This is a genomic window from Bacillus sp. UNC437CL72CviS29, assembly GCF_000482345.1.
Classification (GTDB): Bacteria; Bacillota; Bacilli; order Bacillales; family Bacillaceae_G; genus Bacillus_A; species Bacillus_A arachidis.
Genome location: NZ_AXVB01000010.1, coordinates 113,997 through 128,888, shown reverse-complemented (window position 1 = coordinate 128,888; position 14,892 = coordinate 113,997). Strand labels below are relative to the sequence as shown.

The 14,892-nt window shown below is 34.8% G+C and carries 18 protein-coding genes, 1 pseudogene and 1 riboswitch; of the genes and pseudogenes, 13 read left to right on the top strand and 6 right to left on the bottom strand.

The window, feature by feature from the left end; translation table 11 throughout:
- The first annotated feature begins 51 nt into the window (after positions 1 to 51).
- The 3 genes from M014_RS28240 (at position 52) to M014_RS0111130 (ending at position 3,765) form a co-directional block, all read left to right on the top strand.
- A complete protein-coding gene (locus M014_RS28240; protein WP_081811017.1) occupies positions 52 to 192 on the top strand; it encodes an FbpB family small basic protein in 141 nt (46 codons plus the stop codon).
- 527 nt (positions 193 to 719) lie between these two features.
- A complete protein-coding gene (locus tag M014_RS0111135) occupies positions 720 to 2,699 on the top strand; it encodes an acetoacetate--CoA ligase (RefSeq protein ID WP_026591801.1) in 1,980 nt (659 codons plus the stop codon).
- A 214-nt stretch (positions 2,700 to 2,913) separates the two neighbouring features.
- Positions 2,914 to 3,765 (top strand): GNAT family N-acetyltransferase, encoded by an 852-nt coding sequence (locus M014_RS0111130; RefSeq protein WP_026591800.1) that lies wholly within the window; start codon positions 2,914 to 2,916, stop codon positions 3,763 to 3,765.
- Between the two features lie 52 nt (positions 3,766 to 3,817).
- Here M014_RS0111130 and M014_RS26810 read toward each other — a convergent pair.
- A pseudogene (locus tag M014_RS26810) lies at positions 3,818 to 4,382 on the bottom strand (isochorismatase family protein).
- 334 nt (positions 4,383 to 4,716) lie between these two features.
- Between M014_RS26810 and M014_RS0111120 the strand changes: the two are divergent.
- A complete protein-coding gene (locus M014_RS0111120; RefSeq protein WP_026591799.1) occupies positions 4,717 to 4,977 on the top strand; it encodes a DUF6123 family protein in 261 nt (86 codons plus the stop codon).
- A gap of 2 nt (positions 4,978 to 4,979) precedes the next feature.
- On the opposite strand, the gene M014_RS0111115 is transcribed toward M014_RS0111120, so the two are convergent.
- The 3 genes from M014_RS0111115 to M014_RS0111105 all read right to left on the bottom strand — a co-directional run bounded on the left by M014_RS0111115 (position 4,980) and on the right by M014_RS0111105 (position 7,249).
- The gene (locus tag M014_RS0111115; protein ID WP_026591798.1) at positions 4,980 to 5,885 is read right to left on the bottom strand and encodes a DMT family transporter; all 906 of its coding nucleotides are present in this window, start codon (positions 5,883 to 5,885) and stop codon (positions 4,980 to 4,982) included.
- 13 nt (positions 5,886 to 5,898) lie between these two features.
- Complete coding sequence (locus tag M014_RS0111110; RefSeq protein ID WP_026591797.1) at positions 5,899 to 6,285, bottom strand: reverse transcriptase-like protein; 387 nt, start codon at positions 6,283 to 6,285, stop codon at positions 5,899 to 5,901.
- A 91-nt stretch (positions 6,286 to 6,376) separates the two neighbouring features.
- The gene (locus tag M014_RS0111105; protein WP_026591796.1) at positions 6,377 to 7,249 is read right to left on the bottom strand and encodes an aldose 1-epimerase family protein; all 873 of its coding nucleotides are present in this window, start codon (positions 7,247 to 7,249) and stop codon (positions 6,377 to 6,379) included.
- A 131-nt stretch (positions 7,250 to 7,380) separates the two neighbouring features.
- Positions 7,381 to 7,426: riboswitch (PreQ1 riboswitch) on the top strand.
- A gap of 6 nt (positions 7,427 to 7,432) precedes the next feature.
- Here M014_RS0111105 and M014_RS0111100 point away from each other — a divergent pair.
- From M014_RS0111100 to M014_RS28235, 3 genes are all read left to right on the top strand, one after another.
- Positions 7,433 to 7,918 (top strand): QueT transporter family protein, encoded by a 486-nt coding sequence (locus M014_RS0111100; protein ID WP_026591795.1) that lies wholly within the window; start codon positions 7,433 to 7,435, stop codon positions 7,916 to 7,918.
- 478 nt (positions 7,919 to 8,396) lie between these two features.
- On the top strand, positions 8,397 to 9,056 hold the full coding sequence (locus M014_RS0111095; RefSeq protein WP_026591794.1) for a ribonuclease H family protein: 660 nt from the start codon (positions 8,397 to 8,399) through the stop codon (positions 9,054 to 9,056).
- 12 nt (positions 9,057 to 9,068) lie between these two features.
- Positions 9,069 to 9,245, top strand: a complete 177-nt coding sequence (locus M014_RS28235; RefSeq protein ID WP_081811016.1) for a zinc-finger domain-containing protein — start codon at positions 9,069 to 9,071, stop codon at positions 9,243 to 9,245.
- Between the two features lie 31 nt (positions 9,246 to 9,276).
- Here the strand turns inward: M014_RS28235 and M014_RS0111085 are convergent, their stop codons facing one another.
- Both M014_RS0111085 and cspD read right to left on the bottom strand, forming a co-directional pair.
- Complete coding sequence (locus tag M014_RS0111085) at positions 9,277 to 9,525, bottom strand: DUF2564 family protein (RefSeq protein ID WP_026591793.1); 249 nt, start codon at positions 9,523 to 9,525, stop codon at positions 9,277 to 9,279.
- Positions 9,526 to 9,648: 123 nt separating this feature from the next.
- Positions 9,649 to 9,846 (bottom strand): cold-shock protein CspD, encoded by a 198-nt coding sequence (cspD, locus tag M014_RS0111080; protein ID WP_026591792.1) that lies wholly within the window; start codon positions 9,844 to 9,846, stop codon positions 9,649 to 9,651.
- 268 nt (positions 9,847 to 10,114) lie between these two features.
- Here cspD and M014_RS0111075 point away from each other — a divergent pair, with 268 nt between their 5' ends.
- From M014_RS0111075 to M014_RS0111050, 6 genes are all read left to right on the top strand, one after another.
- The gene (locus M014_RS0111075; protein ID WP_026591791.1) at positions 10,115 to 10,843 is read left to right on the top strand and encodes a YqcI/YcgG family protein; all 729 of its coding nucleotides are present in this window, start codon (positions 10,115 to 10,117) and stop codon (positions 10,841 to 10,843) included.
- Between the two features lie 138 nt (positions 10,844 to 10,981).
- The gene (locus M014_RS0111070) at positions 10,982 to 11,614 is read left to right on the top strand and encodes a LysE family transporter (RefSeq protein ID WP_026591790.1); all 633 of its coding nucleotides are present in this window, start codon (positions 10,982 to 10,984) and stop codon (positions 11,612 to 11,614) included.
- Positions 11,615 to 11,633: 19 nt separating this feature from the next.
- Positions 11,634 to 11,927, top strand: a complete 294-nt coding sequence (locus M014_RS0111065) for a hypothetical protein (protein ID WP_026591789.1) — start codon at positions 11,634 to 11,636, stop codon at positions 11,925 to 11,927.
- Positions 11,928 to 12,010: 83 nt separating this feature from the next.
- Positions 12,011 to 12,640 carry a sterol desaturase family protein gene (locus tag M014_RS0111060; RefSeq protein ID WP_026591788.1) on the top strand — a complete coding sequence of 210 codons (630 nt, stop codon included), beginning with the start codon at positions 12,011 to 12,013 and terminating at the stop codon, positions 12,638 to 12,640.
- Between the two features lie 196 nt (positions 12,641 to 12,836).
- Positions 12,837 to 13,175 carry a DUF485 domain-containing protein gene (locus M014_RS0111055; RefSeq protein WP_026591787.1) on the top strand — a complete coding sequence of 113 codons (339 nt, stop codon included), beginning with the start codon at positions 12,837 to 12,839 and terminating at the stop codon, positions 13,173 to 13,175.
- Between the two features lie 2 nt (positions 13,176 to 13,177).
- The gene (locus M014_RS0111050; protein WP_026591786.1) at positions 13,178 to 14,728 is read left to right on the top strand and encodes a solute symporter family protein; all 1,551 of its coding nucleotides are present in this window, start codon (positions 13,178 to 13,180) and stop codon (positions 14,726 to 14,728) included.
- Positions 14,729 to 14,892: the final 164 nt, after the last annotated feature.

Below are 14,892 nucleotides of genomic sequence, written 5' to 3'. Positions count from 1 at the left end.
TATAAATAATCCTTTGATAAGTTATTTGTAATAGTGAAGGAGGAAAAAATTATGCGAAAGAAAATAAGAAAATCCTTTAAACAATTATTGATAGAGAATAAACAATTATTATTAAGTGATAAAGAGAATTTAAGAGAAATAGAGGAAAAGATTGAAAAGAGGCATGTATCGTATCGTGTATCAAGTAACTGAATAAGATAATAAAATTATGTAAAACCCCTTTCTTTATGAGAAGGGGTTTTATATATTGATCATACTTAAGAGCAGGGTTGTAAGTATAGAAAGAAGGAGAAAGTTTGGGTAACTGAATAGGAGGGAGAGTAACCTCATTCTTTGAGTATCAACAAAAAAGAAAAGAATAATAAATAAAAAATTCAAGTTACTAAGACAACAGAAATGGTTTCAAGAGAGGTATGGTTCTGCTGTTATGTTCCAATCAGGGGCGTTGGTTGTAAAGTGAGAGATGTAGAAAAAGTCCATTTGTATGTAGAGCATAAAGAAGAGTTTGAAAGAATGAAAGCAGAAGGTAATTACAAGTTCAAGTTTCTTTAGACATAAGTTTATTAAGCTAGTAGTAAAAAGGTTCTCCTTTTATAGGAGAGCTTTTTTTATTAAAGTACGAACTTCCTCCTTTGAAAAAAAGGTTTTTAAAGAGCAAATACTGTATATAGTTATTATTTACGTCTAAAAAATTGTTAGCTAAGGGGGAATGAATAACAATGAAAATGGTTACTGAAGGGGACCTATTATGGAAGCCATCACAACAACAAATAGAAAAATCAGGTATCAGTCTCTTTATGAAATGGCTTAAACAAGAGAAGGATTTATCTTTTAGCAATCAGAGTGAATTATGGAAATGGTCTGTTGACGAACTTGAAATGTTCTGGGAAAATATTTGGAATTACTGCCAAGTCAAATCTAACACACCATATAATCAAGTTTTGGAATCAAGAAAGATGCCCGGGGCAAAATGGTTCACAGGTGCTACTTTAAATTATGCGGAACATGTTTTTCGAAATGTAAGAGGAAATAAGCCAGCAGTAATTTTTCAATCAGAAACCACTCGGAGAACAGAAATAAGCTGGAAAGAACTTCAGCAAAAGACAGCGATGGTGGCAAATTCTCTAAAGGAATTAGGAGTGAAACAAGGAGATCGTGTAGTTGCTTATATGCCTAACATTCCTGAAACAGTAATTGCTTTTTTAGCATGTGCCAGTATTGGAGCCATTTGGTCCAGCTGTTCTCCTGATTTCGGGACAAATACTGTTATTGATCGATTTAAACAAATTGAACCGACAATTTTACTTGCGGTTGACGGATATTCTTATAATGGTAAAATTCAGAATAGAATAACAAATGTCTCGGAAATTCAATCGAGTCTACCTACTTTAAAACAGACTGTTTTAATCCCTTATGTTAGCAGTAATGACTCTAAATTGAATAATCGTACAATGTATTGGAAGGATCTATTGCGAGGAGATTGTGAGCTTGTTTTCGAAAAGGTTCCATTTGAACATCCTCTTTGGATTTTATTTTCTTCTGGAACAACAGGGTTGCCAAAACCGATTGTACAAAGTCAAGGTGGAATACTATTAGAACAGCTTAAAACATTATTAGTTGAACAAGGTGTGAATCAAGATGATGTGTTCTTTTGGTTTACAACGACAGGATGGATGATGTGGAATCTTTTAGTGGGGGGACTGTTAACTGGAGGTACAATTGTTTTATATGATGGCAGTCCATCTTATCCGAGTATACATATATTATGGGATTTTGCAGAAGAAGTTGGTGTTACTTTCTTTGGTACAAGTGCTGGTTTCCTTAGCGCATGTATGAAATTCGGGGTTAAGCCAAAAGAAAGACATCGTTTCTCTAGGTTAAAGGCTATTTGTTCAACAGGTTCACCTCTATCGGTAGAAGGATTCTTGTGGATATATGAGAATGTGAAAAGAGATGTGTGGCTTGTTTCAACTAGTGGAGGGACCGATGTATGTACGGCATTTGTTGGTGGTTCGCCTATATTGCCTGTTTACGCTGGAGAAATACAAGCACGTTCTTTAGGAGCCCACGTACAATCATTTAATGATGAGGGAAATTCAGTTATTAATGAAGTTGGGGAATTGGTTATAATGGCACCAATGCCATCGATGCCCGTTTATTTCTGGGGAGATGACAAGAATAAACGTTATTTTGAAAGTTATTTTGAGATGTATCCAGGGATTTGGCGACATGGTGATTGGATTAAATTTGATGATAAAGGAAGCTGTGTTATTTTCGGACGATCAGACTCTACGATCAATCGGCTAGGTGTACGTCTAGGGACGAGCGAAATTTATCGTATAGTTGAGTCGCTAGATGCTATTATGGAGAGTCTAGTAGTGGATTTAGAGCTCCTTGGACGTCAATCATTTATGCCACTTTTCGTCGTGTTAAAACCTGAAGTAAATATGAGTGATAATTTAAAAGAAGCGATAAAAGCCGAAATAAAACAAAAAGTTTCACCACGTTTTGTACCTGACGAAATTTACGTAGTAGAGCAAATTCCGAAAACATTGAGTGGAAAGAAATTAGAAGTTCCAATTCGAAAAATTTTATTAGGGTTTCCGGCAGAAAAAGTAGTCAATCAAGGTTCCATGGCCAACCCTGAATCATTAAGCTTTTTTATGGATTTAGCACAAATTATTAATAAGCAAGAATAATAGAGCTCTTTCCTATTTATCCCGCATTAACGGGCAGTAAGACCCCCATCTCAAGATTCAGAGAGAAACAAGGAAGATAGGTGGGGGATCAACTTCCCGTAAAAGCCCGATTGGTTCAACTAATAATCAGTGGGGGATGAAGAAAACCCCCACTGATTAAAGTTTTCCTTTATTAAGCGAGCAACCTTTATGGAATATAGTGGGAGGGTAGATAGTGATTACAATAGAGAGAATTGAGGAAAAAAATATCCCGCATCTTATACATTTATCTGAATTAGTTGGATGGGATTATAGTTTAGAAGAAATCAAAACAATTTTCCAATCAGGAATTGTATATGGTGGGAAGAATATGAAAGGTGAATGTATTGCCAGTGCAGCTATTATCTTATATGGAGAGAAGCTAGCTTCTATTGGCATGGTCATTGTACATCCGCAGTATAAAGGAAAAGGGATTGGCAGAAGAATAACAGAGGCTTGTATAAGAAATGTTTCAGAAAAGACATCGATTATGCTTATTGCTACAGAAGAGGGAAAACCTTTATATGAAAAATTAGGTTTTCAAGCGGTTAGTCATGTTTCGAAATATATATGTAATCAGTATGTAACTCTCATGGGTTTTGAGGGGAGTAAGAAGTACACTTTTATGGATTATGGCGAGGGAGATAGTAATAGAATTGTGAAGTTAGATGAATTGGCTTGCGGTGTAAATAGACGCAATTTTATACAGAGAAGAATTGAACAATCTGAACAATGTGTGGTTGTAAAAGACAAAGAAAATAATATTGTAGGATATGGAATGAGCGTGCAAACTCCAGAAAATAGAATTATAGGACCGATTGTTGCGCCGAGTGATAATATCGCAACTACAATTGTTCATCATTTGGCAAAAGACTATAAGGGAAGACTTAGAATTGATGTACCAGAAGGAAAAGAATTTTTTATGAAAGTGCTCGAGACAGCTGGATTTCAAAAGGTAAATCAACCACCAGTTATGATGAAAAACAGCACTCAATTTTTGAAACGAAATGGTGGATTATATGGCATTGCTGCGCAGATATTCGGTTGAAAAAGATTCCTTTTAAAAAAGGAATCTTTTTTATTTATAAATGCGATTTTTTCTACTCACGGTATTGATCATGAATAGGAGAAAATAAATCTTCCTCGACATCTCTCACAACAGAAAAATGATCCACATTATAATGACCATGTAGTGTTTTATTATGATGGTCAATAATTTGCTTGGCTGATAAAATCGTAGAATCATTTGTGGAATGACCGTTTTTGATTAAAGTGACGTCAAATCCCTGTACAGTTGCTGTTCTAACGGCGGTATCAATACAATGTTCGGTTTTGCAACCACCGATAACAAGATGGCCAATTTCTTTTTCTCTTAAAATCGTATGTAAAGAGGTGTTATAAAATGAATTGGTTGCTTGTTTGTTTGTCTATGATTTGTGCTGTATGAGGTACTTTAATTTCCTCATGTATTTGAAAGCCTTTCCCCACACCCGAAGCAACATCAGTATCTCTGACGAAAATAATAAGAGCATTGGATTGAATTGCTTTTTGAATGGCTATATTTATGTTCGTTAATAATTGATCTTTATGAAATACTGCAGATTCTTGCTCGTTACCATCAATCAGTTCTTGTTGAGAATCAATAATTAATAGAGCTTGTTTCATTACATTTCTCCTTTTTATCTCGTTATTTGTGAGTAATGATCTTTTGGTCTCAATGTTCAGAATATATCAAGAGAGACAGGTGCGGAATGAAGAAAATTCCCGCCAAATAAAGTTACACTTTATTTATTTCTTGATGCGGTAGATGAATCCTTTTTATATAGGGGATTATTTCATTTTCTTTATCTTCACATCATGTAACACCTTACAATATAACCAAGGTGAGGGAAAGAAAGTGAAAATTAGCGAATCATCTAATGTTGTTTTTATCTATTCTCAAGAAGCCTGAAAACTTGTATGATAGGAAGTGGAGAATTTTTTGGTAGGTGGGAACAGCATGCAAACAGTACAAGATTATCTTTCATTTTTACATACAAAAGGATTTAAATTATCAGAGGATGCACAAGGGTTTATTATGTTTGGTCAAGGGTATACAGGTGCATCTGATGGGCTTGTGAATGCAGCAATTGAGGCAACAATTAAACATCAATTACAATTTGATGGCAGTTATTTTATCGCTTTATTAGAGCGTTTGAGGGAAGAGAAAATTACTGATAAAAAAAGCGCAAAGGCTTTTATGCGGACGTTACAAGCGTAACATCACGCAGCCTGCGCTTCTTTTTTTGCTTTTGAAGGAAGTTCAACGAAGATCATACCTAAGAAAATACAGAGACAACCAAGTACTGCGGGAATAGAAAGCTGTTCGTTTGCGACAAGAACACCTGTTAAGGCAGCAAAGACAGGTTCCATTGCGAAAATAATGGCAACTCTCGTTGGAGAAGTATGTTTTTGCGCAGCTGTTTGAATAAAAAAAGCGATTGATGTTGCGAATAGGGATGTTGCAAGTAGAGCAAATAAAAAAGCGGAATTCGTCCATAAAGAGATTGAAAATAACTTTTCCCAGTCCTCGAATAAAAAAGCACAAATGGAAGAAAAAATTCCAACAGACAATACTTGGGATGTGCTCAATAATAAAGGGGATATCTTTTTAGAAAAGACCCCGTTGATGAGAATATGCGCTGCAAAGGCAATTGCACAGCCGAGAACGAGTATATCACCAATATTTAATTGAAAAGAATCACCAGCGGTTAGTAAATATAGACCCGCTGTTGCAGTAATAATGCCAAGTATGATAAAAGGTGTAGCTTTTTGTTTAAAAAAAATAAACGAAAGAATGGGAACCATAACAATACTGAGTCCAGTTAAAAATCCTGCTTTAGAAGAAGTAGTATAGAGTAATCCAAATGTTTGCAACAAATAACCGACAAATAAGAAAAATCCGACAATTAAACCAGCAATGCTACTATACTGAATTTCTTGTTTTGAAGTTTGTTTCGAGAATATAAATTGGACAAATAATAAAATGATTCCAGCAAGTAAAAAGCGAACACCATTAAAAGTAAATGGTCCAACAAATGACATTGCATTTTGAACGACAACAAACGTGGCCCCCCAAATAAAGGAGACAAATAATAAAGAGAGAGGAGCAATCCAACCTTTTTTCACATTAAAACCTCCATTAATTTTTTAAAATGGCTTTTCTTGCTAATTCATCGGCAACTTTGTTTTGACTACTAGGAATCCACTTTATAAAGAAAAGATCAAATTTATTTATGTACTGTAGTGCTTCTTCTAAAAGCGGTACGTATATTTTGTTCTTTGTATACTCTTTTTCCACAGCACGCTCAACAAGCTGTGAATCTGTACGAAAAGAGACAATGTTATAATTATGTTCTGTGCAATATTTTAATGCAGCGAGTAATGCATGGTACTCAGCTTCATGGTTGGACATGGTTCCAAGTGGTAGTGATAGTTGCACAGGTGGCTGAACACCTTTAATAAAAACTCCAGCACCAGAAGGACCGGGATTTCCTTTTGATGCACCATCAATATATACTTCAATCAAAATTGAATACCTCCATTATTATATAGCATTCGTTGATAGTAATCCCTCACCTAATTGTAAAGATGAGGGATAGAATATGAAAAAAGGCACTTTATCCAATTGTAATGCTGTAGCGGCATGTAAATGTTTCATTTGCTTGTAAGGGTTGTACGCCTTTTTTCTCTTTGAAATCTTTTGCTGGTTCTACTTCGTCAGCAATCCCATACCAAGGTTCGATACATAAGAAAGGAGCGTCATTACCTGATGTCCAAACACCAACGAATGGGAAACCTTCAAATGCTACTTTGACAAATTTATTATGTTTATGAGAGCGAATAGAAATTTCATTTGTATTCATATTTTCAAAAATAAGGGCGTCATTTTTGAATAAATCGTATGTAAGTGGTAATTCTGTCTTATTTTCAACAACCAATTGTTTTTCTTTTGATAGAAATGGTCCTTTTAAAACGCTTGTTTCTAAATGTTCAGGGCGATTAAATGATAAATGGTAGTCTGTAAATGATTCACCTTCTATTAAAGGACAATTGAACCCTGGATGTGCTCCGATAGAAAATAACATTTCTTTTGAAGTAGGGTTAATCACTTCATAAGTAACATGTATATTTTGCTCGTCTAGTTTATAAGAAACATACAACTCAAATTCATAAGGATATTTTTGTAAAGTTTCTTGATTACTAGTGACTACATAAGTAATTTTTGTTTCACTTTGCTCTTTTACGGAGAATATAAGGTCGCGAGCGAACCCGTGTTGTGTTAATGAATAAGGCTTACCATCTACATAATATGCATTGTCCACTAATCTACCGACAATTGGGAATAAAATTGGTGCACGGCGCCCCCAATATTTAGGATCTCCTTGCCATAAATATTCTGTATTGTCTTCTTTTAAGCGAACACTCTCTAGTTCAGCACCTTTTTCAGAGATAGAAACGATCACTTTTTCATTTTGAATTATTGCTGTCATGAAGTGAAACCTCCTAAACCTTTCATATACTTTATTATACGCGGTCTATAAGAGAAAGGATAGTAAATGATAGGAATCTATTGACGAATGGTTGACTATTGCGTACAATGTAAATTTGCTGTTTAAAAACGAATCACGTGGTTCGGGACCATCCCACGTAAAAAAAACTAAGGAGATTTTGTCATGAAAATAAAAACTATAGTTGGTAATGGTATTTTGGCAGCGTTATATATTGCTGTTTCTGCACTTATTCAGCCATTTGGCTTTACGAATGTACAATTTCGTATTTCGGAAATGTTTAATCATCTCGTGGTATTTAATAAGAAATCAATTTATGGAATTGTCTTAGGTGTATTTTTAACAAATCTCTTTTTCTCACCTATGATTGGGTATGATTTAGTATTTGGAGTAGGACAATCCATTCTTGCACTTCTCGCTACGATTATTTCTATGCGTTTTATTAAGGGTGTTTGGGCTCGTATGATTTTTAATACAGTTATCTTTACAGTTACAATGTTTATGATAGCGATAGAACTTCACCTTGCATTTGAACTGCCATTTTTATTTACATGGCTTACATGTGCAGCGGGTGAATTTGTGGTAATGGCTATTGGTATGCCTGTTATGTATTGGATTAATAAACGAGTGCAATTTGAAAAAGTGATGTAAAGAATAAAACAAAGAGGCTGAACCAAATCGGAATGATTGGGTAGCCTCTTTATTTATATATAAATAAGTACTTTTGATTCATTACACTAAAATTAATTTACGGGTAGTAAGAGTTAACAAAGGTTAAGGTAAAAGTTACCGGTAAAGCAAATGAGATTCAGAAAAAGATAGCATTTGTTGGATTAGGAACTTTAACGATTGTGATATTATTAAGTATTTTTTCTTATTATAAAATAACTAAATATTCATTTTTTGATCGAGGCTCATTAAAGTTTCACTATATAAAGGAGCATCCTATTTAAAAATTTATGGGTGGAGAGTCAGAATGTTCCAGCTTAAATTTAAGGTAGTAATCTAATTTAATTTTAGTTAAGGGGGTTATTCACAATATCAATTGATTCATTCGCATACAATACAGTGACTCTTGGTAAAATATAATAAAATAAAAATACGAATTCTTATATAAGGGGAAATTAACATGAAATATAAAATATGTTGGGTGTATAAAACAAAATCGAATCTTCAAACAGAATTAATAACAGATTATATGAACATAGAAGAGGCACTTCAATTTGCAACTGATTTTGAGAAAACTGGAAGAGTAAAGCAACTATTGTTTTATGATGAAATGGGAGTGGAATGGACGTTTAAAGAGATGAATAAGCTCGGTAAACAAATAGAAGAGGAGCCACAAGATATTCGTATTTACTTTGATGGGGGATATGACCTGCAAACGAAAGAGGCTGGAATTGGTATTTGTATTTATTATAAAAAAGGTCAGAAGGTGTATCGAGTTCGTCGAAATGCATATATAGACGGCATATATGATAATAATGAAGCGGAATATGCAGCGTTATTATATGGAATGAATGTACTAGAGGAATTAGGAATCAAATATGAACCGGTTACACTACATGGTGATTCTCAAGTCGTACTTCAGCAACTAGCTGGAGAATGGCCGTGCTACGATGAACATTTGAATCATTACTTAGATCAGATTGAACAAAAAGCAAAGAAGATGAAATTAAAGCTTGTCTGTGAACCAGTGTCAAGGAAACAGAATAAAGAAGCACATCAATTGGCCACGCAAGCATTAGAAGGAACAGCAATCGATAGCCATAAAGAAATATTGGAATAGAGAGGTGCAGGGGTGAATAAGAAGCAGCTCATTACAGAGGTAAATGATTTGTTAGAAACATACTGTGAAGGATGTTTTTTACAGGAACACTATCGAAAGACACATAGTAAATACTATGCCCATTCTTTTTGTATTCGGCAGTGCACTGTCGGAGAAAAGTTAAAAGCATATGGAGAGCAATTATCGTAAAAAGCATCCAGAGGTATCTCTGGATGCTTATTTAATGTTTCGCTTCTTTCAATTGGTGTTCGCATAGACTTAATTTTTTTTCTTCATTCATTAAAAAAGGTTCGTCTAAATCTGTCGCAACAGATTTCATTGTTTCAAGCTGAGAACGTGCAGATTCGACTGCAATTGTCGCATGTTGTAATGACTCGGGATCCATTGTAATTGTTGCAGAGCCTACCATTTTTTGCGCTGTTTCTACGCGGAATTTTACTTCTTCAAAATCATTCACATGTGAGCTCACTATCATCAATTCCTCCTTTGTATTCTGTTGCATTTCACATAGTTTTTACCCTGCAAAAAGGAAATATACAAAGGAATAACAAAGGAGGTTACCAAGTAAGGTAACCCCCTTTTATATGTTGGATTAAAGTTTTACTACGTTAGCAGCTTGAGGTCCACGGTTTCCTTCAACGATGTCGAAAGATACTTCTTGACCTTCTTCTAAAGATTTGTAGCCTTCGTCTTGAATAGCTGTGAAATGTACAAATACATCATCAGCGCCTTCAATTTCGATAAATCCAAAGCCTTTTTCATTGTTGAACCATTTTACTTTTCCTTGCATGTTACAATTCCCCCTAAAAAACGATTACTTTTTCATTTAGTAAAGTTGATTTGAAATATTCGCGAATTCATAAAACTAAAAAAATTATATTATCGAATATTCTGCTAAATGATAGTTTTAATATACATGAAATGGTAGATTTTAGTCAAGTAAGCGGTTTTAAGTTTTTGTATTTTTAAATAATTTTTTACGCAAGTTTTTTTATGGTATAGGACAAGCTCTTTTTCTAATATGTTTAAGTGAGTACTGTACATAATGAGGTGAGAGAATGAATCAGTCTTATTTATTGGATAATGAAGGAATGAAAATGAGGAAGGATATACCAATATGGGTTTCTGAGGAATTTGGAAATTTTTCTAATGTTGTATTGGATCCATCGTTTCCTTGTTATTTTGGTTTAACAGCCTTAAAGAAGAATGAACTTCGCTACTCATTCTTGTCTCATGATGATTGGAATCATTTACCACAGACGATGTGTTCTTTTTTGGAGTTGATGAACGAACGACCTGTTGTAAGAAGAGGTTTTTTTCTATTTGTAGAACCGGAATATGAAGAACGATCACTTGAGTATTACCGTTCTTACTTTTGGAAAGTGCTACAATATTTACATGAAGCAGATGAACAGCCATGGCCTGAAAGAATCCCAGAAAATCCAGATCATTACTTATGGGAATTTTCATTTGGTGGGGAGCCTATGTTTGCTTTTGGAAACGCTCCTGCTTATGAACAAAGAAAAACGCGACATTTAGGAAATTCACTCATTATAGGATTTCAGCCGCGAATTATATTTGACGGTTTAGAAGGAGATCGGCCCAAAGGTGCTTATTCGCGGCAAATGGTCAGAGAACGGGTGGAAAAATGGGATCAATTGCCGAAACATCCGAATATCAGTCATTATGGTGACCCAGAGCATCGTGAGTGGAAGCAATATTTTATTGGAGACGATATTCAACCGATTACAGGTAAATGTCCATTTCATCATAAAATAGAGAAGTGAAAGCCGCCTATGGACGGCTTTTTTGCATATTTTGGATAAAAAAGGACATTTTAATGGTGTATATTTTTTGAAAAAGATAGTCTATATTTTGTCGTGTTTTCATTAGCTAATATAAAAGGAGTAGGAAAGGATAGAACTATGTTTGGAGCGATTATACAACAAATTGTACTAGGTATTTCATTGGCTGCACCAGTAGGACCGATTAATATTGAAATGTTAAAAAGAGGGATTGAACGTGGGTTTTGGCACGCTTGGCTTGTTGGAATAGGGGGCATGAGTGCAGATGTTTTATTTATGCTTCTTATTTACTTTGGATTGTCTTCTGTATTTATGTATACATATGTACAGGCATTTATGTATTGTATAGGTTTTTTCTTACTGTTTTATTTAGGATTTCAAAGTGTAAAACAAGGAATTTTGCATTCAAATATGGAATATAATCAAGAAGAGGTAGGAGGACTTCATCAATCCTATATGGCAGGTTTTTTCATTGCGGTATCTAATCCATTAAATCTTGTCTTTTGGTTTGGTGTATATGGAAGTACGCTTAGTTCACTGCTTACGAAAGTCACAAAGCAGGAGGCGTTTTTATATAGCCTTTGCATCATTGGTGGTATTATTTTGTGGAATTTAAATATCGCTTTTTCTGTTCATTTTGGACGAACTCTACTTAAGCCAAAGGCACTCGGTTATATTACATTGGGAGCTGGTTTCATTTTAGTCGGGTACTCGATTCACTTTGCGTATAAAGCCTTACAGTTGTTCATATAAGACCGAAGGGGAGATTTTTATGTATCGAACCACAGTTAATGGAAAAGAAATTATCATTACATTAGCGCCAAAGATTAGAAAAGAAATAACGGATAGGAACCCTTTATATGAGGCTGTTCTTCAAACTGTTGAAAGATTACTTCAAACAAAGCAATTAACATTTGCTGTAAATCATGAATTGTTGGGACTTATAATTGGAGAAGTGCAGAGAGGAGAAGTAACTGTCTTTGCAGTTGAAAATATTATACCGAAACAAAATATATTTGGTTCGAATGATTTTTTCTCTACAATAGAGCAACGAGCTAATTTATAATATAAAGAGAGTAACATAGATAAGATAGAAAGGGTCGTAACGATATGTTACGGCTGTTTTTTCGAAGAAAGGGGATAGGATGAATGAAAAGAGTATGGAAGGAGTTTTTTTTACAACATGATATTATCATTATGATTGGGGTAATGATTCTTTTTATCATTATTTTGCAAATGCAATTATTTACAGGAATAGCGGGTATATCATGTCTTGCTGGTATCATTTTTTATACAGTGAATGAATATGTTACGCATCGATTTTTATTTCATATGAAGCCTCCAAAAAATCCATTTTTACTGAAAATGTTAAAGAGATTACATTATGACCATCATGTGTATCCTGATGATTTAAAATTATTATTTTTACCAGCTTGGTATAGCCTGCCAGGGTTTACGATTTATTTGTTCATTCTATATGGGATCACAAAAGATGTAACGATTACACTCTCATTTGGAATAGGAATGATTATAATGTTACTTGTTTATGAATGGAAACATTATATAGCACATAGACCAATTCGTCCGTTGACTCGTTTTGGTAGATGGTTAAAAAAAACACATATTTTGCATCATTATAAAAATGAAAATTATTGGTTTGGTGTGTCGAATCCAGTGTATGATTTTTTATTTGGTACGTATAAAGATGGAAAAGATGTTGAATTAAGTAGGACGGCACGAAACTTAGAAAAAGAGAAAAATAAGGAAGTAGTGCGGTGAGCGCTACTTCTTTATTTTTCAAAAATATATTAAGAAATTAGAAAAATATGCCGAAAAATGTCTATCGAAAAATCTTTGCAGAGAAGAAGAGATTGTCTAAAATAAATATAAAGTTTCTGAATATTTTTAAAATTTATATTTTTGTAGAGGCGAGGGAGAATTTTATTTAAAGAATGAAGGAGAGGGGAGAGGGCGAATGAAACGAGATAGTTCGGCACGTAAGTTACAAGGGGAGGTAAATTATACAGAAGTCGTTCAATCAGAAGAATTTCAATTATTGCTAGAAAAGAAGCGGAAATTTATTGTTCCGATGAGTATTTTCTTTTTAAGTTTTTTTATTGCATTGCCGATTTTAACTTCTTATTCAAAGGTATTAAATACACCAGTATTTGGTGATGTGACATGGGCTTGGGTTTTTGCTTTTGCACAATTTGTTATGACGTGGGCGTTATGTATGATCTATAGCAAAAAAGCAGAATCGTTCGACGAGACTTCACAAAAGATTCTTCAAGATATACAAAAAGGGAGGGGATAAACTTGAATACAACGGCGTTTGCACTATTTTTGATTATCGTCCTTGGTACGCTCGTCATTACATACTTTGCATCGAAAAAGACGAAAAATGCGAATGAGTTTTATACGGCAGGAGGAGGCTTGACTGGGTGGCAAAATGGTCTGGCCATTGCGGGGGATTATATGTCAGCTGCTTCTTTTCTTGGAATTGCAGGGGCAATTGCATTAACTGGATTTGATGGGTTCTTTTATAGCATAGGCTTTCTTGTTGCTTATTTAGTTGTATTATATCTTGTTGCCGAACCACTTAGAAACTTAGGGAAATATACATTAGCTGATATGATTGCAGCTCGTTTTGATGCGAAAAAGGTACGCGGAGTTGCAGCTTTAAATACGATGACAATTTCAATTTTCTATATGATTGCACAACTTGTGGGAGCAGGAGCACTTATTAAATTATTATTAGGAATAGAATATACGACATCTGTTTTAATCGTTGGGACGTTAATGACGGTATATGTAATTTTTGGAGGTATGACAGCGACGAGTTGGGTACAAATTGTCAAAGCTGTCTTACTAATGGCGGGAACATTTGTTATTTCAGTAATCGTATTTGCAAAATTTAATTTTAGCGTGACAGAAATGTTTGCGCAGATGAAAACGGCAACACCTCTAAAGGAAGCTTTTTTAAATCCAGGTGTGAAATATAAGGATGGTTTAGATACGCTTTCTTTAAATTTAGGTCTTGTTCTTGGGACAGCTGGTTTACCTCATATTCTTGTTCGTTTTTTCACTGTTCGTGATGCTAAAACAGCACGTCAGTCTGTTGTATATGCGACATGGTTAATTGGTGCATTTTATATTATGACGATTTTCCTAGGCTTTGGTGCAGCTGCATTTGTAGGGAATGCTGCGATTATTCAAGCAAACCCAGCTGGTAATATGGCAGCACCTTTATTAGCAAAAGCACTTGGTGGAGATTTCTTATTTGCTTTCGTTTCTGCAATTGCATTTGCAACGATTTTAGCTGTTGTGGCAGGTCTTGTATTAACAGCAGCTTCTGCATTTGCACATGATTTTTATAATGAGATCATTCGTAAAGGTAAAGCAACAGAAAAAGAACAAGTATCAATGGCGCGCTATGCTTCAATTGGGGTAGCGGTATTATCTATTATTTTAGCGCTATTTGCTCAAACATTAAACGTTGCATTCCTCGTGTCGTTAGCGTTTGCCGTTGCTGCAAGTGCGAACTTACCGGTTATTTTGTTTACAATTTATTGGAAGCGTTTTAATACAACAGGAGCGATTTGCGGAATGGTTGTTGGTTTAGTTTCAGCTATTGCATTAGTGGCACTGAGCCCAAATGTTTGGAGTCCTGAGGCTGGAAAAGCAATCTTTGTCGGAGAAGCGTTATTCCCTTACACAACACCTGGGATTGTTTCTATTCCACTTGGATTTTTAGCAGCGTACTTAGGAACAATTTTCTCAAGCAAGAAAGAAGATGCAGCGAAGTTTGATGAAATCCTTGTCAAATCTAATACAGGTCATGGGGTTAGTGATGTGTCTACGCATTAAGAAGAAAGAGAGCTTTCCAGTTTCTTGGAGAGCTCTATTATTTTGGGGTTTTGCTTAAAAATATTACGCTGCAGCTGGTAGGATTTGTTTCGTTCATGTGGAATGAAAATAAATAGAGAAAACTTTACCTCATCATGGCACCAGTACAGCTTGAAGAAATATAA

What these genes read in the sequence shown, in the direction of transcription:
- M014_RS0111120 (WP_026591799.1), top strand. Translation starts at nt 4,717, where the DNA reads ATGCAAACAGTACAAGATTATCTTTCATTTTTACATACAAAAGGATTT.
- M014_RS0111060 (WP_026591788.1), top strand. Translation starts at nt 12,011, where the DNA reads ATGAAAAGAGTATGGAAGGAGTTTTTTTTACAACATGATATTATCATT.
- M014_RS0111070 (WP_026591790.1), top strand. Translation starts at nt 10,982, where the DNA reads ATGTTTGGAGCGATTATACAACAAATTGTACTAGGTATTTCATTGGCT.
- M014_RS0111100 (WP_026591795.1), top strand. Translation starts at nt 7,433, where the DNA reads ATGAAAATAAAAACTATAGTTGGTAATGGTATTTTGGCAGCGTTATAT.
- M014_RS0111075 (WP_026591791.1), top strand. Translation starts at nt 10,115, where the DNA reads ATGAATCAGTCTTATTTATTGGATAATGAAGGAATGAAAATGAGGAAG.
- cspD (WP_026591792.1), bottom strand. Translation starts at nt 9,846, where the DNA reads ATGCAAGGAAAAGTAAAATGGTTCAACAATGAAAAAGGCTTTGGATTT.
- M014_RS0111055 (WP_026591787.1), top strand. Translation starts at nt 12,837, where the DNA reads ATGAAACGAGATAGTTCGGCACGTAAGTTACAAGGGGAGGTAAATTAT.
- M014_RS0111065 (WP_026591789.1), top strand. Translation starts at nt 11,634, where the DNA reads ATGTATCGAACCACAGTTAATGGAAAAGAAATTATCATTACATTAGCG.
- M014_RS28240 (WP_081811017.1), top strand. Translation starts at nt 52, where the DNA reads ATGCGAAAGAAAATAAGAAAATCCTTTAAACAATTATTGATAGAGAAT.
- M014_RS0111095 (WP_026591794.1), top strand. Translation starts at nt 8,397, where the DNA reads ATGAAATATAAAATATGTTGGGTGTATAAAACAAAATCGAATCTTCAA.
- M014_RS0111135 (WP_026591801.1), top strand. Translation starts at nt 720, where the DNA reads ATGAAAATGGTTACTGAAGGGGACCTATTATGGAAGCCATCACAACAA.
- M014_RS0111105 (WP_026591796.1), bottom strand. Translation starts at nt 7,249, where the DNA reads ATGACAGCAATAATTCAAAATGAAAAAGTGATCGTTTCTATCTCTGAA.